We start from the raw sequence: 19,476 nt of genomic DNA on the forward strand, positions 1-19,476 counted from the left end.
GCATGGCGGGCGCAGAACAAGATAGTGCGCCACGTGCCGAACCTGATGGTGGAACGCAGGCAAGCCGGCAGTCAATCAGACACGGCCCGGGTTGCGGCCAGCGTTCATCCCTTGCGGCGCTCAAGATCGGCGGAAACGCTGGCCATCAGCATGATTGAAGGCACGTTGCCGCATGCAGGCGTCAACCGGCCTGCTCTACCAGATAGACCAGTTCTTCTTCATCGAAACCTGCCAACAACCGCGCTTCCAGATTGAACGGCCCGCGCAGGTAACCGCCAGCGTATTCGCCCAGCAGCTCTTTGAAACGTTTGCGCGGCTCGACACCCACCCGCGCGCAATACCAGTGGTACCAGCGCGTGCCAGCAGCTACGTGGGCCACCTCTTCACGCAGGATCACCTCCAGCACGTCGGCGGTGGTTGCATCACCCAGCGAGCGCAGCTTGCTGATCATCGCAGGCGTCACATCCAGCCCGCGCGCTTCCAGCACGCGCGGCACCAAGGCCATGCGTGCCAGACCATCGTGCGCGGTTTTCTCGCACATTTCCCACAGGCCGTTGTGGGCGGGAAAATCGGCATAGTCGTGGCCGTGTGCCAGTAGACGATCACGCAGCAGTACGAAGTGGCGCGACTCATCGTCGGCGCAGCTCACCCAATCGGCGTAGAAGCTGCCCGGCAGGCCACGGAAGCGATAGACCGCGTCCCAGGCCAGGTCGATGGCATTGAGTTCGATATGGGCGATGGCGTGGATGAAGGCGGCACGTCCATCCACTGATCCCAGGCCACGGCGCGGCAGGTCGCGCGGGTGCACCAGCACCAGTTGTGGCGGGCGGCCGGGCGAGCGGATCGGGTCAGGGTCTGGCGCTGCTGCCGGCAGCTTCAATGTGCCAGCGCGGTAGCGCGCGGCGTAGTGCTGGGTGAGTGCGACTTTTTCAAGCGGATCGGCGGCGGCCATGCAGATGCAGGCGGCGTCGAGCAGAGAGAAGTCTGCTGCTTCGGCGGGCGGAGCAAATGCAGGGGTAGCGGGCTGTAGTTGTTGCGGGTTCATGGGTGCTCACAGAGTGCCGCTTCGTTCTGCCCTCACCCCAACCCCTCTCCCGCGTGCGGGAGAGGGGCTTTGAGCGCTGCGTGCGGGAGAAGGGTTATGAGCCCTCCCAATTCTTATGCGCGGCGCTGGGTCTTGGCTTCGTCCGAACGCAGCTGTTGGATGCGCTCGAAGTAACCCGGCTCGATGCCGGTGACGTATTCGCCGTTGAAGCAGGACGAATCGAATTCCTTCAACTCCGGGTTGCCTTCGCGCACTGCAACTTCCAGATCTTCCAGGTCCTGGTACACCAGCCAATCACAGCCAAGGTGCTTCTCGATTTCCTCGACGCTGCGGTTGTGCGCGACCAGTTCTTCGGCCGCCGGCATATCGATACCGTAGATGTTCGGGTAACGCACCGGTGGCGCTGCGCTGGCCAGATAGACCTTGCGCGCACCGGCATCGCGCGCCATCTGCACGATCTGCTGGCTGGTGGTGCCGCGCACGATGGAGTCATCGACCAGCAGCACCACGCGGTTGCGGAATTCCAGATGGATCGGATTGAGCTTGCGACGCACGGACTTCACCCGCTCACCCTGGCCCGGCATGATGAAGGTGCGGCCGACGTAGCGGTTTTTGACGAAGCCTTCGCGGTACTTCACGCCGAGCACGTTGGACATTTCCAGCGCGGCATCGCGCGAGGTGTCCGGGATCGGGATGATGGTGTCGATGTCATGGTCCGGACGCAGGCGCAGGATCTTCTCGCCCAGCTTCTGGCCCATGCGCATGCGCGCCTTGTGCACCGACACGTTGTCCATCATCGAGTCGGGACGTGCGAAATACACGTACTCGAAGATGCACGGGGTCTGCTGGGTGCTGGTGGCGCAGACTTCGGTGAACAGCTCACCGCGCTCGGTGATAACCACCGCTTCGCCCGGTGCGACATCGCGCATGCGCTCGAAGCCAAGCACGTCCAGCGCCACTGATTCGGAAGCCACCGCATACTCGATACCTTCGGCATGCATGCGCTTGCCCAGCACCAGCGGGCGGATGCCGTGCGGGTCGCGGAAGGCAACCAGGCCCAGGCCCAGCACCACGCTGACCACCGCATAGCCGCCCTTGCAGCGACGGTGCACACCGGCCACGGCGCGGATCGCCGCTTCCGGAGTCAGCATGCGCTGCGCGTCCAGTTCGTAGGCGAACACGTTCAACAGCACTTCGCTGTCCGAATCGGTATTGATGTTGCGGCGGTCGGCCTCGAATACCTGGCGACGCAGCGCCTCGGTATTGATCAGGTTGCCGTTGTGCGCCAGCGCGATGCCGTACGGCGAGTTGACGTAGAACGGCTGCGCCTCGTCGGTGCCTTCCGAGCCTGCGGTCGGGTAGCGCACATGGGCAATGCCGATGCGACCCTGCAGCAGCTCCATGCGGCGCTCGTCGAATACATCACGGACCAGGCCGTTGGCCTTTTCCACGCGTAGGCGAGTGCCGTCAGCGGTAGCGATACCGGCCGCATCCTGGCCACGGTGTTGGAGGACGGTCAGGCCGTCATAAAGCTGCCCGGCGACGTTTTGGTTGCCGACGATTCCGACGATGCCACACATGTTGCGCGATCTCCGCTGGGCGATGCCCGTTAACGTGAAGGTGGCCGTGCCTGGCCCTGAGGCTCAACCCGTATCGGCTTGAGTTGACCCGGGCGCACCTGCGCCGGATCGATGTTGGAGGGCAACGCCCCCGCCGGGTCAGCTCGGCTTTGCTCTGCGCTGCGCTGGCGGGGATCAAAACGCGTCCCTTCCAACGGCGCCGGTAGCAAGCCACTGCCCGCATCTGCTTCGTTCGGTCCGCCATTATCGCCTGCCAGCACCGACTTACCCAAGTCCATCAGTGCCATTGCCGGCGATTCAGGTGGCTGCGGCAGCTTTTCGCGTGCCCAGTCAGCCATCGGTTGCAGCCAAGGCACCACGCTGGACTGGCGCCAGCCCGGTTCTTCATCCATCGAGGTGAAGCCCAGCAGCAGTACCGCCAGCACCGCCAACAGCACCCCGCGCACCGCACCCAAGGCCAGACCGAGCAGCCGATCCGGCCATTTCAGTAGTACCGTGGCATCGACCACGCCGCGCAGCAGGCGCCCGACCAGGGTGGCCGCCAGCAGCACACCGATGAATACCAGCAGATAGCCGCCGACGTAGTCGCCAGCGCTGGGCTGGCCTTGATCGGCCAGCAGCAAGGCAGCGCGCGCGCCGTAGTAAAAGGCGGCCGCGCCTGCCAACAACCAGTTCACCACGCCCAGCACGGTCGCCAGCAGCCCGCGCATCAGCCCGAACAGGGCCGACACGCCGATCAGCGCCAACAACACCAGATCAATCACCGCGCGCCCCGCAGGTGCAGCACAGGATTGCGCGACTGATCAAAGGGACGCAGTGCGGCATCAAGGATGCGGGCGGACCATGCCGGCGATGCCGACCTTGGCCGCGACCTGCGCCTTGAGCTGTTCAGCCTGCTCGCGGCTGGCCACCGGTCCGATGCGGACGCGGTTGAGCACGCCGTTATCGGTACGCACCTGCTCGACAAAAGCACTGAAGCCGGCGGCACGCGCGCGGTCACGCAATGCATTGGCATCGGCGGCCTGGCCAAAGGCACCAAGCTGCACGGCGAAACCTACACCGCTGGCAGCTGGCGCGGCCGGGGTGGTGACTGCCGGCTTGGCCGGGGTTGCCGCTACCGGCTTGGCCGGCTCAGGCTTCGGCGCCTCCGGCTTGGCAGCGGGCTTGGGCTCGGGCTTGGGTGCAACGGCGACCGGCTTGGCCGGCTCCGGCGGCAAGGCCTCGGTGCGGACCGGCGCAGTGTTTGCTGCAGCGGTAGCGGTGCTGCTGGCAGCCGGCGTGGCAGTAGCGGTCGGTGCCGGCACGGCGTTTTCGGCAGTGGCGTTGAGCACCACCACCTGCGCATTCACGTCGTTACGGACCTTGCCCGCTTCCAGCCGCACCAGTTCAGCCTGGGCGCGATCGGCATACGGACCGATGCGCACGCGCCAGGCCGGGCGGCCATTGATGGTATCGGCCTGGCGGAAGCCCGGCAGATTGGCTTTCTTCAGGTGCGCGATCACAGCGTCGGCATCGACCTCGCTGCCATAGGCACCAAAATTGACCGCGTAGTTGCCGGCAGCAGCCGACGGCGGCAAGCCATTGGCCGGCTGCTCGACAGCGGCAGCCACACCGGTTTCCGGCTGTGCGGCGGGCATGCCCAAGGCGCCACCTGCGGGTGCGCCAGGCGCAACCAGCGGCAGCTCGCGGGTTTCAAACTGGCCTTCGGCCGGTGCCACGGGCGCGCTCAACGGCACGTCCTGTACGCCACTGTCCGGCGCAGGCCCTTTGACCAGCATCGGCAGGAAGATCACGGCAAGCGCCACCAGAACGATGGCACCAATCAGTCGCTGTTTCAGAGGAGTTTCCACAATTGGCGTATGCGCGGCGCGGCGGAGTGCCCCGGTGATTATATGCGGGGCACGCGCAGCAGCGTCTTAGTCAGCTGAACGGAGTAGTGGCAGTGCTTCGGCCACCGTATGGAAGGAGCCGAACACCAGCACCCGGTCGCCTTGCTGGGCCTGAGCCAATGCGGCGCCCAGCGCCTTGGCAACGTTGTCGGACAAGCTGGCCTCGGCAGCAGCGGTCTGCATCAGGCGCTCGCGCAGCTGCGCGGAGGTTTGCCCACGCGTACCTTTCAGCCCGGCCAGGAACCAGCCATCGACCTGTGCCTGCAGGGCATCGACCACACCGGCAGCGTCCTTGTCGGCCAGCGCGGCATAGACCGCGAACGTGCGGCCCTGCACTGGCTCGGCCTTCAATGCTGCAGCCAAAGCGCCAGCGGCCTGCGGGTTGTGCCCCACATCCAGCAACACTTCAATGCCGCCGCGCTCGAAACGCTGCAGACGCCCAACCACCTGCGCATCGGCAACACCTTGTGCCCATGCATCGCGCGGCACCGGCTTGTCCAAGGCGCGCAACGCAGCCACCGCGGTAGCGGCGTTGTTGCGCTGGATCGGCGCCCACAATGCGGGCTGCGGCAGTTCCAGACGGAACGAGACATCACGCCAACGCCACAGTTCGGCATCGATATCCTCGGCAAAGAAATCGCTGCCGAAGCGGATCGCGTTGGCACCCAGTACGTAGGCGCGGCGCAACACGCTGGACGGCGGATCGATCTCGCCAAGAATCAGCGGCTTCCAGCCACGGATGATGCCGGCCTTCTCTTCGCCGATGACTTCGCGGTCGTTGCCCAGCCAGTCGGCGTGGTCGATGTCGACAGTAGTAATCACCGCCACATCGGCGTCGATGATGTTGACCGCATCCAGACGTCCGCCGAGGCCGACTTCCAGCACCGCCAGATCCAATCCGGCCTGCTGGAACAGCCACAGCGCGCACAGCGTGCCGTATTCGAAATAGGTCAGCGCGGTGTCGCCACGGGCGTCTTCGACCGCGTTGAAGCCGGCCACCAGACTGGCGTCATCCACGTCCTTGCCGTCGATGCGCACGCGCTCGTTGTAGCGCAGCAGGTGCGGCGAGGTATAGGCACCCACCTTCCACTCAGCGGCACGGGCGATGGACTCGATGAAGGCCACGGTCGAACCCTTGCCATTCGTGCCACCAACCACGATGCAGTGCTCGGCCGGCCGCCCCAGCTGCATGCGCTGGGCGACTTCGCGCACGCGCTCCAAGCCCATGGCGATGGCTTGTGGGTGCTGCTGTTCGATATGGGCGAGCCACTGTTCTAGCGTGGCGGGACGGGCGGAAGACATGCGAAGGACTCTCTGGATCATGGGCCGGCACAGAAATCCGGCTGCGCGTTGCGCGCGGGAATGGTGCTCATGATACAGCGGCAGCTGCCCTCGGCCGCCAAGCTTGCCGGCATGTCAGGCTGGGATGCACCCGCCAGGCAATCCGTAGTGCCGAGCCATGCTCGGCAGGGGCTTCACCAATAAGCCATCGGCCCCAGCCAATTTGTGGGAGCGGCGTCAGCCGCGAAGCAGGATTTGCTGGAATCTCCAGCAAACCTGCAACCTCAAAGACGATGGGCTTCGCGGCTGACGCCGCTCCCACAATCGAGCCCCTCCGGGGCCTGCTGATCTACCGGTAGAGCCTCAGCCGAGCATGGCTGGGCCCTACCGAACGCGGATTACGTGGTCCGATTACAGCGCGCGATGCTTGGCTTCGCCAAAGAACGGGGTGTGGTGGGCGCAGTCGTTCAGCCGCACCACTTCCAGGTGCTCAACGTCCGGGCCTTCCAGCAGGTTCAGCGTGGTCGGGGCCTGGCGGAAGCTCCACAGCTTGGAAATCGGCAGGCCGAGGATCTTGCACAGAATGACGCGGTTGACCGCGTCATGCGCGACCACCAGCAAGGTGTCGTCTTCGCCCAGGCCTTCGGCGGCGGCGGTCAGGCCGCGCCAGCTGCGGTCCAGCACCTGGCGCAGCGATTCGCCGCCGGGCATCAACACGGTGTCGGGCTCTTCGCGCCAGGCGCGCAGGCGTGCCGGGTCTTTCTCGTCGATCTCGCTGGCGAGCAGGCCTTCCCACTCACCGTGGGCGATCTCCTGCAGGTCCGGCTCGGTCAGCAACATGGCTTCGCGCGCGCCGCCCAATGCAGCCTTGGCGGTGGCCTGCGCACGGCTCAGCGGCGAGGCCACAGCGCGGGTGATCTGCACATCGGCCAACCGCTCACCCAAGGCTTTTGCCTGGGCCTCACCCACCGGTGAGAGAGGAATGTCGATCTGGCCCTGGTAGCGGCCTTCGGCGTTCCACGGCGTTTCGCCGTGACGGGCAAGCAGGATGCGCATGCAGCTGTTTCCATTGTGGTGGGAGTCCCCGCCAGCTGTCCGCGGCGGGAGGGGCATCATAGCCCGGCCGTGCGCCGATACCGCCCACGGTTACCTTCGATACGGATCCAGCGCCGGCAACTGAACCAACTGTGCCCGCGATTTGCCGCAGCTGCCTGACCTAACCGCAACAGTAAAGGGCAACAGCACTGACGGCACGGTTGCGTGCCGGGCACAGGCGTTACCATGCCGGTTCCCTATCGGTGGCACGGCGTGACTTCCGCACGAGGGCAGCACCTTCAAGGCCCCAGATCGCGGCATGACCAGCACCCCCAGTTCACCCAAGCAGTTCAAATTCAAGCTCTGGCATGAACGCCGCGACCGCTGGGTCGCGGTGCTGATAACGGTCGTGCTGCATGTGCTGATGCTGTTGCTCCTGATGTACTCCAATCCACCGGTGGTTTCCTCGCCGCAGGGCTCATCGGGCGGCGGCCGGACCAAGGTCGATTTCGTCGGCGAGGCACCGCCGTCCACGCAGCCAAGCAAGGTGCCGCCGCAGGACAAGCCCGACAAGACCACGCGCTCCAAGCCCAAGCCAACCACGCATAGGCGCAGCGAAGACCGCAAGCCGGTGCCGGAGGCCCGCTACATCGAGCCACCGAGCGAGCCGGAGCAGGAAGAAACCAAGACCCAGGACCAGGCCCAGACCCCGGCCGCACCGGCAGCTGCTGCCAGCCCGTCGGAAACCGTGCCGCGGCGTCCGCAGACCTGGACCGGGCGCCCGCCCGGTTCGCTGGACAGGACCACCGCGCAGGACGATTACGGTCGCTCCGCCGGTCAGGGCAATGACAGCGGCAAGCGCGTTGACCGCAGCGCCGGAGCACCGGCCATGGAAGTCGGCGGCTACCAGATCGTCTATGACCTGCTCAGCGAGGAAAAGCTGCGCGCCTGGATGGACGGTGCCAAGGAAGTGGATGGCAAGAAGGAACTGTCGATCCCGCTGCCCGGCACCACCTACCTGATGGTCTGCCCGGCCGAGGTTGCGCTGCGTCGTGGCTCCAGCAAGTGCCGCATGCTGCAGGCCGGCTCACCCGAGCTGCAGGACATCGGCGATGCCCGCCAGTTTGTCATCGTGATGTATGTCTACCGCTATGGCGAACTGCTGTGGCGCGGGCCCGGCCCGTACCGCTGAGCGTAGTGCCGAGCCATGCTCGGCAGGGGCTTTCCCGGTATCCCACGTAGGAGCGGCGTCATCCGCGAAGCCACTGCTGCAACAGCTAACGCGCATACGGGCGATTTCAATGCTATCGGCTTCGCGGCTTACGCCGCTCCTACAAAGCTTCGCGCTGCGCGCAAAACAAAAGCCCGGACGGTTTCCCGTCCGGGCTTTTACTTGAACCACGCAACTCGAACTTACTTCGAGGCGGCGTCCATTTCCTTCAGCAGCTGCGGCGCCGGCGCCACTTCCTGCATGATCCAGCGCATGTAACGCTCGTCCACCGAGATCATGCGAGTCATCACCGGGTCGAACACCCAGTTGCTGGCGACCGATTCCCAGATGCCGTCAAACGCCAGGCCAACGAGGCGACCGTGTGCGTCAAGCACCGGCGAGCCGGAGTTGCCGCCGGTGATGTCCAGGTCGGACAGGAAGTTCACCGGCACGCTGCCGATACGCTTGTCCTCGAAACCGCCGTAACGCTTGGCCTTGACCGCATCGATCAGCGCCTGCGGCGAATCGAACGGGTCCTTGCCGGTTTCCTTGGCGACGATGCCTTCCAGGTCGGTGAAGGCCGGCTGCACCTTGCCGTCCAGGCCGGTGTAACCCTTCACGTTGCCGAAGGTGATGCGCAACGACAGGTTGGCGTCCGGATAAACGAACTCACCCTTGGTCTTCTTGTAGTCGGCAATGGCCTGCAGGAACAGCGGACGTGCCACCAGTTCCTCGCCCATGCGCAACTTGCGCTGGTGCTCAAGTTCCAGCAGTGCCGGCATCACTGCCACCGCGTACTGGATGGCCGGATCATTGCTGGCTTCGAATGCAGCCTTGTCGGCACCGAACCACTTCAGGCGCTCATCCAGGCTGCCCAGCTTGGAGCCATCCAGACGCGCAACCGTTGCATCAACCGCCTTGGCATCAACGCCGCCGATCCACTTGTCGAACGCCGACAGGTGCTGGCCGGCCGGCAGCTGTACGTACTGCTGCAGCCAGTACTGCTGGAACTGACGGTCCATGGCTGGCACGTAGCGACGGTCCATCTGCTTCAGCCCGCCTTCGATGGTCGGCAGGTCGCGTTCCTGGTAACCCTCTTCGCGCTGTGCGTCCGGCTTGGCCTTTTCAATGGCCAGGCGGTACAGGCGCACGGCAGTGCCGAGGGTGCCGGTGCGGTTGAGCATGGCCAGGTTCAGGTCGCGCGCCTGGTTCATGCGTGACTGCTGGCCCAGCGTCTGCAGCTGTGCGAAGGCATCCAGCGCCGGCTTGCCGGCAGCGCCCTGCCCACGCAGCCATTCCAGCACCGCGGTTTCTGCAGCCTGCTTCTGGCCGAGCACGTTGTTGCGCTTGAAGCCGTCCAGCTGGCCGTCGTAGTTCTTGCTGGTGTTGTTCCAGCTGGCCATGTTGGACGCGTACTTGACCGCGATGTCCTGGTTGTCCTTGCTGGCCGCTTCGACCATCGCGATCTGGTCCTTGTAGGCCTTGGCGATCGACGGGTAGGTCCAGGTGGCGGTGTTCTCGAACTCGCTGACCAGCGCATAGCGGTCGGTGCGGCCCGGGTAACCGGCCACCATCACGAAATCACCCTCGCCCAGCGGCTGGTTGGCCAGCTTCAGCCAATGCTTGGGCTGGTACGGCACGTTGTCGGCGGCGAATGCGGCCGGCTTGCCGTCCTTGCCGACGTAGGCGCGGTAGAACGAGAAATCGCCGGTGTGGCGCGGCCACATCCAGTTGTCGACGTCACCGCCGAACTTGCCGACGCTGCCCGGGGGCGCATAGGCCAGGCGCACGTCCTTGATTTCCATGTTCTTGAACAGGCGGTAGGTGTTGCCGCCAGAGAAGCTGTACAGGGTGCAGCTGTAGGCGTCATCGGTTTCGCAGGCGGCGATGGCCTGCTTCTCGAAGGCCTCCAGCGCCTGGGTGCGCTTGAGCGGGTCGTTGCCGGCGCCAGCGATGGCGGCCTTGGCCTGTGCGGTGACGTCGGTGATGTCGTCCAACACGTAGATGCGGGCGTTCGGGCCAGCGCTCAGTTCGTCCTTCAGGGTCGGCGCGTTGAAGCCGTCCTTGATCAGATTCTTCTCGGCGGTGGAGTTCAGCTGGATCGAGCCGTAGGCGCAATGGTGGTTGGTCACCACCAGGCCCTGCGGCGACACGAAGCTGGCGGTGCAGCCGCCCAGCGCAACCACCGCGCCCATCGGGTCGCCGGTCAGGTTGGCCAGCTGCTGCGGGTCCAGCTTCAGACCCGCCTGCTTCAGCGGGCCGGCAATTTCTGGCAGCTGCTGCGGCACCCACATGCCTTCGGCAGCCTGCGCGGTTTGGGCCAGGCCCAGGCCCGCAATGATGGAAAACGCAAGAAAATTCAGGCGCATATGGCAATACCGAAAGTTTGGAACGGCCGATTGTAGCGGCTGCAACTGTCCACCGCCCCTGTCATCGGTCAGTACCGGGCGGTTACGGCTGAAAGCTTATAATCGCCCTCTTTCCTCACACTGCGGTCTCCTGCAATGGCACAGACGATGAAGGCGCTGGTGAAGCGCGAAGCGACCAAGGGCATCTGGATGGAAGAGGTGCCGGTGCCTACGCCGGGCCCGAACCAGGTGCTGATCAAGCTGGAAAAGACCGCCATCTGCGGCACCGACCTGCACATCTACCTGTGGGACGAGTGGAGCCAGCGCACCATCAAGCCGGGTCTGACCATCGGCCACGAGTTTGTCGGCCGCATCGCCGAGATCGGCCCGGGCGTGACCGGCTATGAAATCGGCCAGCGCGTCTCGGCCGAAGGCCACATCGTCTGCGGTCATTGCCGCAACTGCCGCGGCGGCCGCCAGCACCTGTGCCCGAACACCGTCGGCATCGGCGTCAACGTCAACGGCGCCTTCGCCGAATACATGGTGATGCCGGCCACCAACCTGTGGCCGATCCCGGACCAGATCCCGTCCGAGCTGGCTGCGTTCTTCGACCCTTACGGCAACGCCGCGCATTGCGCGCTGGAGTTCGACGTGATCGGCGAAGACGTGCTGATCACCGGCGCCGGTCCGATCGGCATCATTGCTGCCGGCATCTGCAAGCACATCGGTGCGCGCAATGTGGTGGTCACCGACGTCAATGATTTCCGCCTGAAGCTGGCTGCCGACATGGGCGCCACGCGCGTGGTCAACGTCGCCAACCAGTCGCTGAAGGACGTGATGGCCGAGCTGCACATGGAAGGCTTCGACGTGGGCCTGGAAATGAGCGGCAACCCGCGCGCGTTCAACGACATGCTCGATTGCATGTACCACGGCGGCAAGATCGCCATGCTCGGAATCATGCCGCGCGGCGCCGGTTGCGACTGGGACAAGATCATCTTCAAGGGCTTGACCGTGCAGGGCATTTACGGCCGCAAGATGTACGAGACCTGGTACAAGATGACCCAGCTGGTGCTGGGCGGTTTCCCGCTGGGCAAGGTGATGACCCACCAGTTGCCGGTTGACCGCTTCCAGGAAGGTTTCGACCTGATGGAACAGGGCAAGGCAGGCAAGGTCGTGCTGAGCTGGAACTGATCACCGTCGGGTGACAAACGAAAGGCGCCGCAAGGCGCCTTTTGCCTATATGCGGGACAGTGGGGTTTGTGGGAGCGGCGTAAGCCGCGAAGCTGGGCGCAATAGAGTACCGGGCGTGCTGGCGACCTGATAGACCATCAGCTTCGCGGCTTACGCCGCTCCCACAAAAACACCCCGGGCAAAAAAAAGGCGCCTTTCGGCGCCTTTTCCGTTGCATCGATCACATCTGGATCAGGGCACGTCGACCGAGACGCTGAACACCACGCCCGGCTTGTAGGTGTCCGAGCCGCGACGCAGGTCGGCAGCATCCGAACCGAAGGTGTCGTAGTAACCCAGGGTTGCGGTCGCCGGGCCGAAACCCTTGGACACCGACACCGAACCATCGAAGTAATCCGAACGGCGCGGCCATTCGTTTGCGTCAGCCTTGATCGTGGTGTAACCGGCCGATGCGCCGACCGAGAAACCGTGGCCGATCTCGTAGCTGGCATCCAGGCCGGCGTAGATCTGCTCGGCGCCGCTGTTGCTGTAATCGTCGGCATAACCCAGCAGGCCGCTGACGACCACCGGGCCGGTCCAGGTCACCTTGGCCAGGTATTCGTTGTAATCGATGTCACCGTAGTCGCTGGAGGCGCTGGTGTAGGTGTAGCGGTTCACGCCCAGATCCAGGTTCCAGCTGTCGGACAGGTCCTTGCTCCAGCCGATGTTGTAATCGACCTCGAAGTTCGGGCCGCCTTCGCCGAAATCAACATTCGAGCCCCACACGGTGGCATACAGGCCGAACGGTGCGGTGTAAGTGGCGCCCGCCTGGAAAGCCGGCTCATTGTCGGTCTGCGACACACCACGGAACACGTAATCGGTGGTCACGCCGAAGCTGGCGCTGAACGGAGAGGTGGACTCCTCACTCTCCTGGGCACTGACGGCAAACGGAACGGACAACAGGGCGGCGCAGGCCACGGCGACAAGACGCTTGCTGTGCATCATGCGAATCTCCAGGGTGTGGGGGAGCCGATGCCCGAGCGGCAGCGGTTCACAAATTTTTAACCGCAATGATATTGCGATGCAACATCCACGTGCCCCGGATTCGTCTCAAATCAACGTTCAGCCAAAGGAAATACCCCGTAACGACGGGCTCCCAGCCGGATTGACTGACCCGCCGAATAAGCCGGCGCATCGGCTGGTAACTCCACTTCCAGCTCGGTAGTTGCGCCAGCCAGGCGCGCGCGCAGACGCTGGCGCGGGCCACTGCGCTGCACCAGCCCGACCGTCGCCTGCCAATGGCCATCGGCCTCGACCAGCAGATCCTCCGGCCGCACGAATACCTCCAGCGCCTCGCCCTCCGGCACTGAGCTGGTGCGCGGCCACTGTGCCCCGGCCACTTCCAGCGTCTGGCCCTGCGCGCGCGCCGGCAGCCGGTTGGCCTCACCGACGAAGCCATAGACGAACGGCGAAGCCGGCTGGTCATAAACCTCGCCAGGTGTACCCACCTGCTCGATGCGGCCACGGTTGAGGATGGCGACACGGTCGGCCAGCTCCAGCGCCTCTTCCTGATCGTGGGTGACGAATACCGTGGTCAGCCCGGTGCGGTCGTGCAGTTCGCGCAGCCAACGCCGCAGGTCACGCCGCACCTGTGCATCCAGCGCACCAAACGGTTCGTCCAGCAGCAGTACACGCGGCTCGATGGCCAGCGCGCGGGCCAGTGCCACCCGCTGCCGTTGACCACCGGACAGCTGCGCCGGGTAGCGCCCGCCCAGCCCATCAAGCTGTACCAGCGCCAGCAACTCATCAACCTTGGCGTCGATGCGTGCCTTCGGCCAACGCTCGGCACCGCGTCGTACTTCCAGCCCGAAGGCGATATTGCGGCGCACGTCCAGATGCTTGAACAAGGCGTAGTGCTGGAACACGAAGCCAGCGCGGCGCGCCTGCACGCTCAAGCCGGTGGCATCCTCGCCATCGAACAGGATTTCGCCACGCTCGGGATGTTCCAAGCCGGCCAGTGCGCGCAGCAAGGTGGTCTTGCCCGAGCCCGATGGCCCCAGCAGCGCCAGCAGCTCACCACTGCGGATATCCAGACTGACGCCGTCCAGCGCCGGGAACGTGCCGTACTGCTTGCCCAGGTTGTGTATGCGGATGTTCATTGCGACCTCAATGACGATGGGCGGCGGCCAGCGATTGACCGTGGCGCCACTCCAGGAATGATTTCACCACCAGCGTCAGCAAGGCGGTGGCGGCCAGCAGCGAGGCGCAGGCAAACGCAGCGCTGTAGGCGTATTCGTTGTAGAGAATTTCAACGTGCAGCGGCAGCGTATTGGTGCGCCCGCGGATATGCCCGGATACCACCGACACCGCACCGAACTCACCCATCGCCCGCGCGCTGCACAACAGCACGCCGTACAGCAGGCCCCAGCGGATGTTCGGCAAGGTCACCTTCCAGAACATCTGCCAGGCATTGGCACCCAGGGTCAGCGCTGCCAGTTCTTCATCACTGCCCTGCTGCTCCATCAAGGGCATCAGTTCGCGGGCAATGAAGGGGAAGGTGACGAACACCGTGGCCAGCACGATGCCGGGTATCGCAAACACGATGCGTGGCAGCTGCAGCAGGGTCTCGCCCAGCACCGGCAGGTGCAGGCGCACCCCGTCTTCGATCATCGGCCAGAACCAACCATCGCGGCCGAACAACAGGATGAAGACCAGACCTGCTACCACCGGCGATACCGAGAACGGCAGGTCGATCAGGGTCACCAGCCAGCGTTTGCCCGGGAAGCTGTGCTTGCTCACCACCCAGGCCGCAGCGACGCCGAAGACAAGATTCAGCGGCACGACTATTGCCGTTACCAACAAGGTCAGGCGAATCGCCGACAAGGCATCCGGATCACTGATCGCATTCCAGAACGCCAGCACACCACCACGCAACGCCTCGACAAATACCAGCACCAGCGGCAGCAACAGGAACGACAGCAGAAAACCCAACGCACCAAGAATCAGCAGCACCTGTACCCAGCGCGGTTCGCTGGTCACCTGCTGCGGCTTGGCCACACGCTCACTACGGTCCATGCTCACCGACAACTCCGACAACAACTCGTTCATCGCGCGCCCCTGCGTTGCAGGCGCGCCTGCAAGGTATTGACCAGAAGTAGCAGCACGAACGACAGCAGCAACATCGCCCCCGCAATCGCGGTGGCGCCGGCGTAGTCGAACTCCTCCAGTCGAATGGTGATCAGCAGCGGCGCGATCTCGGTGACGCTGGGCATGTTGCCGGCGATGAAGATCACTGAGCCGTACTCACCTACGCCACGCGCGAAGGCCAGCGCAAAGCCGGTCAACATCGCCGGCCACAGGCTCGGCAGCACTACCCGCACGATGGTCTGGAAGCGCGTTGCACCGAGTGTGGCCGAGGCCTCCTCGTACTCGCGCTCGGCTTCGGCCAATACCGGCTGCACGATGCGCACCACGAATGGCAGGCCGACAAACACCAGCGCCACCACGATGCCCAGCGGCGTGTACGCCACTTTGATACCCAACGGCTCCAGCCATTGCCCTATCCAACCCTGGCCGCCATACAACGCAGTCAAGGCAATGCCGGCCACGGCGGTGGGCAAGGCGAACGGCAGATCGATCATCGCGTCGAACAGGCGCCGGCCGGGGAAGTTGTAGCGCACGAACACCCACGCTACCCACGTACCCATCACCGTATTGAACGCGGCCGCCGCGAAGGCGGTACCGAAGCTCAGCCGCAGCGCGGCGAGCACCCGCGGCTCGGTCCATATCTGCCAGATGCCGCCCAGTCCCAACCCTGCCGCTTTCAGGAACACGCCCAGCAGCGGGATCAGGACGATCAGCCCCAGCCAGAACAAGGTGATGCCCATACCAAGACCAAAGCCGGGGAGTACCCGGCGTTGGCTTCGCACACGTGTTTGCAGTGTTTGTGCTGTTGCTGACACGGTCTACTTGCTCGCTTGGATCTGATCGAAGACGCCGCCATCGGCGAAGTGCTCGGCCTGCGCCCTGCCCCACGAACCGAAGGCGCTGCGGATGGTCACCAACTGCACCTGCGGGAAGCGCGCCACATCGGCCGGTGCCGCGTATTGCGGCGAACGCGGGCGGTAGTAATGACGCGCGGCGATGCGCTGGCCTTCCGGCGAGTACAGGTATTGCAGATAGGCCTGGGCTACATCGCGGGTGCCATGACGGTCGACGTTGCGATCCAGCAACGCTACCGATGGCTCGGCCAGGATCGACAGCTTGGGCACCACGATCTCGAACTTGTCCGGACCCAGTTCTTCCTGGGCGAGGAAGGCTTCGTTTTCCCAGGCCAGCAGGACATCACCAATACCGCGCTGGACAAAGGTAGTCGTGGCACCACGCGCACCGGTATCAAGCACCGGCACATTGCGGAACAACGCGCGCATGTAGTTCAGGATCTTGTCGCGGTCACCTTTGAAGATGTGATCGGCGTACGCCCAGGCTGCGAGATAGTTCCAGCGTGCACCGCCGGAGGTCTTCGGGTTCGGCGTCACCACCGATACGCCGCTGCGCAGCAGGTCCGGCCAATCGCGGATGCCCTTGGGATTGCCCTTGCGCACCAGGAACACAATCGTCGAAGTGTAGGGCGCGCTGTTTTCCGGCAGGCGGCTTTCCCAGTTGGCCGGCAGCAGCTTGGCCTTGTCGGCGATCGCATCCACGTCATAGGCAAGGGCCAACGTGACCACGTCGGCTTCAATACCATCGATCACCGTGCGCGCCTGCTTACCGGAGCCTCCGTGCGAGGTTTCGATGGTGACGTTGTCGCCCTTGGTTTCCTTCCAATGCTTGGCGAACGCAGCGTTGAAATCGCGGTACAGCTCGCGGGTCGGGTCATAGGAAACATTGAGCAGTTGCACATCACGCGCAAACGCGGCGCCGGCACTCAAGGTCAGGGCGAACGCCAGTGCTGCTGTGGCAAGGCGAGATACATAGGAATGGGTCATCAGGGCTCTCCGTCAGAAGGAAACTTGCAGGCGCGAGAAAACAGCTTTTTCATCAGGCAACTTCGCGCCAGCGGAAGCCGCATCAAAACTGCTATGCAGATAATTGGTCGCCAGCTTGAGGTTGGCGGTCAGGTACCAGTTGGCACCCACCGTCCACGAGCGAACCTGTGAAGCCGACACGGCCGGATCGGCATAGAACGGGAATGCCGCATCATCGATCTGCAGTTCGCCGTAACGCGCGGTCAGCTCCACCGCGCCGTGCCCACCGTTTGCGCCAAACGGGCGCGAAGGCGTGACACCGCGATAGCTCGCATCCTCACCGGTCAGCACATAGCTGGCGGTGGCCTGCCAGGCGCGGTTGTCCAAGCGCTTGCGGATCCCGTTGCGTGCAACCTCCTGTTCCGAAGCGATGTACTCAGCCTGCAGGCCCAATCCATTGCGGTAGAACCAGCCCTGCGGCGACCAGCGGCGATGTTCGCCATCGGCTACCACTGCGCTGCGGTAAGCAAAGAACGGGGCCTGGCCGGGCGTGCGATAGCGCGGCAGATAATTGTTGCCGCTACCATGCTTTTCGCCAGTGCTTGCGCCGAGGCCGAAGCCCAGACCTGCCCATGCGCTGTCACTGCCCTTGAGCGGCTCGAAGAACACACGCCCTGCATATTCGAAGTCGTCATCCGGATTGCTGGTAACCGCATCACGGCCATCAACGGTGCCGTTGAACACGCCCAGCGCATAGCTGAACTTGCCCTTGGCCACTTCGCCCTGCAGCTGCACGCCGAGGTCGCGGTTCGGCGCCAATTCGCTGGCCAGCGCGCGCTCCACATCGACCAGTGCCGAGGATGACTGCAGCCGTTCCAGACCGACCGGCGAGGTGAACTTGCCGACGCGTACCGTGTAGGCAGGATCGAAACGCAGATCGGCGTAGGCATCGACGATGCTCGCGCTGTCACCTGCAAACTCCGGGGTGAAGCGATAGGCGACCAGCTTGCCCAGCGAGCCTTCCAGGGTGGGTCGGGCGGTGCGCAGCAGGAAGGTGTCGTTCTGGTTGGCATCGCCGCCGAGGAACACGCGTGCATCGCCCTGCAGCAGACCGCGCAGCTTCAGCTCATAGTTGCCGTCGCCGGATTTGAACGAAGCACCCTTCTGGTCGATGGCGATCTTCGGTGCGCTCTTGGCGGCGGCAACCCGTTCTTCTTCCGCCAGCTCAAGACGACGCTCGAGGATGCGCAGGCGCTGGTCCAGATCGGCCAGGCCTACGCCTTCGCTTGCGCCATCACTGACGCCGGCCAGCCGCTCCAGTCGCTGCAGGCGGTCCTGCAACTGCTCCACGGTGAGTTGCTGCGCCTGCGCCGATGACCCCGCCCCACACGCCGCCAGGGCCAGGCTGAGGGACAACAGCTTCCTGGATGGCAGGGTGAATGGGGGGCGTGTGAAGGTCATCGGCGTCTCCTGGTGGGTGGGTGTGCAGTCGATGCTGCGGGTGCACACCCGTTACCGAGAAATGACTTAGGCCGCCGCGCTTATATCCTTTGTGCATGACGACAACGCCGGGACACGGGGAAGGCTAAAATTGGCGTTCCACTTGACCGCAAGACCCTGCCATGACCGAAACCGCGAACATCTCCCCGCTGACCCGGCACTACGCCGAGGAACTGGACGCCATCCGCGCGCAGGGGCTGTTCAAGTCCGAACGCATCATCACCAGCCCGCAGTCGGCCGAGATCACCCTCGACGACGGCCGCACGGTGCTGAACTTCTGTGCCAACAACTACCTGGGCCTGGCCGACCACCCGGACCTGATCCAGGCGGCCAAGGACGCGCTGGACAGCCACGGCTTCGGCATGGCCTCGGTGCGCTTCATCTGCGGCACCCAGGACCTGCACAAGCAGCTGGAAAAGCAGATTGCCGAGTTCTTCGGCAAGGACGACACCATCCTCTACGCCGCTTGCTTCGACGCCAACGGCGGCCTGTTCGAGCCACTGCTGGGCGAGAACGACGCGATCATTTCCGACGCGCTGAACCACGCCTCCATCATCGATGGCGTGCGCCTGTGCAAGGCCAAGCGTTTCCGCTACGCCAACTGCGACATGGCCGATCTGGAAGCGCAGCTGCAGGCCGCTGATGCCGCTGGCTGCAAGACCAAGCTGATCACCACTGACGGCGTGTTCTCGATGGACGGCTTCATCGCTCCGCTCGATGAGATCACCGCGCTGGCCAAGAAGTACGGCGCACTGGTGCATATCGACGAATGCCATGCCACCGGCTTCCTCGGTGCCACTGGCCGCGGTTCGGCCGAAGTGAAGGGCGCGCTCGACAAGATCGACATCATCACCGGCACCCTGGGCAAGGCCATGGGCGGCGCGTTGGGCGGCTTCACCTGCGCCAGCGCCGAGGTCATCGAACTGCTGCGTCAGCGCTCGCGTCCCTACCTGTTCTCCAACTCGCTGCCGCCGCATGTGGTTGCTGCCGGCATCAAGGCGTTCGAGATGTTGGCTGCCGCCGATGACCTGCGTGAAACGCTGCGCGAGAACACCGTTTACTTCCGCGAAAAGATGACCGCCGCCGGTTTCGACGTGAAGCCGGGCGTGCATCCGATCAGCCCGGTGATGCTGTACGACGCACCGCTGGCGCAGAAGTTCGCCCAGCGTCTGCTGGAAGAAGGCATCTATGCGATCGGCTTCTTCTTCCCGGTAGTGCCCAAGGGCCAGGCCCGCATCCGCACCCAGATCAGCGCCGCACATAGCCGCGCGCATCTGGACCGCGCGATCGATGCCTTCACCCGGATTGGTCTGGAGCTGGGCGTGATCAAGGGCTGAGTGTTGCGACCCTTGGCTTGAAAACAAAGCAGGCGCCGAAAGGCGCCTGTTTTTTTCGTCCTGTAGTGCCGAGCCATGCTCGGCAGAGGCCTTACCGGTAAAGCCCCTTGCCGAGCA

At 64.4% G+C, this 19,476-nt stretch carries 15 protein-coding genes and 1 pseudogene; 3 read left to right on the forward strand and 13 right to left on the reverse strand.

The window, feature by feature from the left end; all coding sequences use genetic code 11:
- Positions 1 to 181 precede the first annotated feature (181 nt).
- The 6 genes from ACVOLR_RS14060 to ACVOLR_RS14085 all read right to left on the reverse strand — a co-directional run bounded on the left by ACVOLR_RS14060 (position 182) and on the right by ACVOLR_RS14085 (position 6,851).
- Positions 182 to 952, reverse strand: a complete 771-nt coding sequence (locus tag ACVOLR_RS14060) for a ferritin-like domain-containing protein (RefSeq protein ID WP_481536986.1) — start codon at positions 950 to 952, stop codon at positions 182 to 184.
- A 206-nt stretch (positions 953 to 1,158) separates the two neighbouring features.
- The gene (gene purF, locus ACVOLR_RS14065; RefSeq protein WP_481536973.1) at positions 1,159 to 2,625 is read right to left on the reverse strand and encodes an amidophosphoribosyltransferase; all 1,467 of its coding nucleotides are present in this window, start codon (positions 2,623 to 2,625) and stop codon (positions 1,159 to 1,161) included.
- Positions 2,626 to 2,654: 29 nt separating this feature from the next.
- Positions 2,655 to 3,389 (reverse strand): CvpA family protein, encoded by a 735-nt coding sequence (locus ACVOLR_RS14070; RefSeq protein ID WP_481536974.1) that lies wholly within the window; start codon positions 3,387 to 3,389, stop codon positions 2,655 to 2,657.
- Between the two features lie 60 nt (positions 3,390 to 3,449).
- The gene (locus tag ACVOLR_RS14075) at positions 3,450 to 4,475 is read right to left on the reverse strand and encodes an SPOR domain-containing protein (protein WP_481536975.1); all 1,026 of its coding nucleotides are present in this window, start codon (positions 4,473 to 4,475) and stop codon (positions 3,450 to 3,452) included.
- Positions 4,476 to 4,541: 66 nt separating this feature from the next.
- Complete coding sequence (folC, locus tag ACVOLR_RS14080; protein ID WP_481536976.1) at positions 4,542 to 5,816, reverse strand: bifunctional tetrahydrofolate synthase/dihydrofolate synthase; 1,275 nt, start codon at positions 5,814 to 5,816, stop codon at positions 4,542 to 4,544.
- 390 nt (positions 5,817 to 6,206) lie between these two features.
- The gene (locus ACVOLR_RS14085) at positions 6,207 to 6,851 is read right to left on the reverse strand and encodes a histidine phosphatase family protein (protein WP_481536977.1); all 645 of its coding nucleotides are present in this window, start codon (positions 6,849 to 6,851) and stop codon (positions 6,207 to 6,209) included.
- A 298-nt stretch (positions 6,852 to 7,149) separates the two neighbouring features.
- On the opposite strand from ACVOLR_RS14085, the gene ACVOLR_RS14090 reads away from it, so the two are divergent.
- Entirely contained in the window at positions 7,150 to 8,022 is an 873-nt protein-coding gene (locus ACVOLR_RS14090; protein ID WP_481536978.1) for a type II toxin-antitoxin system RelE/ParE family toxin, read from the forward strand.
- Between the two features lie 221 nt (positions 8,023 to 8,243).
- Here ACVOLR_RS14090 and ACVOLR_RS14095 read toward each other — a convergent pair whose 3' ends face one another.
- A complete protein-coding gene (locus tag ACVOLR_RS14095) occupies positions 8,244 to 10,409 on the reverse strand; it encodes a S46 family peptidase (RefSeq protein ID WP_481536979.1) in 2,166 nt (721 codons plus the stop codon).
- A gap of 135 nt (positions 10,410 to 10,544) precedes the next feature.
- Between ACVOLR_RS14095 and tdh the strand changes: the two genes are divergently transcribed.
- On the forward strand, positions 10,545 to 11,579 hold the full coding sequence (gene tdh / locus ACVOLR_RS14100; protein WP_346501007.1) for an L-threonine 3-dehydrogenase: 1,035 nt from the start codon (positions 10,545 to 10,547) through the stop codon (positions 11,577 to 11,579).
- A 231-nt stretch (positions 11,580 to 11,810) separates the two neighbouring features.
- Here the strand turns inward: tdh and ACVOLR_RS14105 are convergent, their stop codons facing one another.
- From ACVOLR_RS14105 to ACVOLR_RS14130, 6 genes and pseudogenes are all read right to left on the reverse strand, one after another.
- Positions 11,811 to 12,560: a TorF family putative porin gene (locus tag ACVOLR_RS14105; RefSeq protein WP_481536980.1), complete on the reverse strand. Its 750-nt coding sequence runs from the start codon at positions 12,558 to 12,560 to the stop codon at positions 11,811 to 11,813.
- Positions 12,561 to 12,670: 110 nt separating this feature from the next.
- Positions 12,671 to 13,714, reverse strand: a complete 1,044-nt coding sequence (locus ACVOLR_RS14110) for a sulfate/molybdate ABC transporter ATP-binding protein (protein ID WP_481536981.1) — start codon at positions 13,712 to 13,714, stop codon at positions 12,671 to 12,673.
- A 7-nt stretch (positions 13,715 to 13,721) separates the two neighbouring features.
- Positions 13,722 to 14,591, reverse strand: a pseudogene (cysW, locus tag ACVOLR_RS14115) (sulfate ABC transporter permease subunit CysW); the annotation flags it as partial.
- A gap of 68 nt (positions 14,592 to 14,659) precedes the next feature.
- Positions 14,660 to 15,484: a sulfate ABC transporter permease subunit CysT gene (cysT, locus tag ACVOLR_RS14120; RefSeq protein WP_481536982.1), complete on the reverse strand. Its 825-nt coding sequence runs from the start codon at positions 15,482 to 15,484 to the stop codon at positions 14,660 to 14,662.
- 36 nt (positions 15,485 to 15,520) lie between these two features.
- Entirely contained in the window at positions 15,521 to 16,543 is a 1,023-nt protein-coding gene (locus ACVOLR_RS14125; RefSeq protein ID WP_481536983.1) for a sulfate ABC transporter substrate-binding protein, read from the reverse strand.
- 12 nt (positions 16,544 to 16,555) lie between these two features.
- Complete coding sequence (locus ACVOLR_RS14130) at positions 16,556 to 17,983, reverse strand: OprO/OprP family phosphate-selective porin (RefSeq protein ID WP_481536984.1); 1,428 nt, start codon at positions 17,981 to 17,983, stop codon at positions 16,556 to 16,558.
- A gap of 161 nt (positions 17,984 to 18,144) precedes the next feature.
- On the opposite strand from ACVOLR_RS14130, the gene kbl reads away from it, so the two are divergent.
- A complete protein-coding gene (gene kbl, locus ACVOLR_RS14135; protein ID WP_481536985.1) occupies positions 18,145 to 19,359 on the forward strand; it encodes a glycine C-acetyltransferase in 1,215 nt (404 codons plus the stop codon).
- Positions 19,360 to 19,476 lie beyond the last annotated feature (117 nt).

This window comes from Stenotrophomonas sp. STEN030, assembly GCF_056759995.1.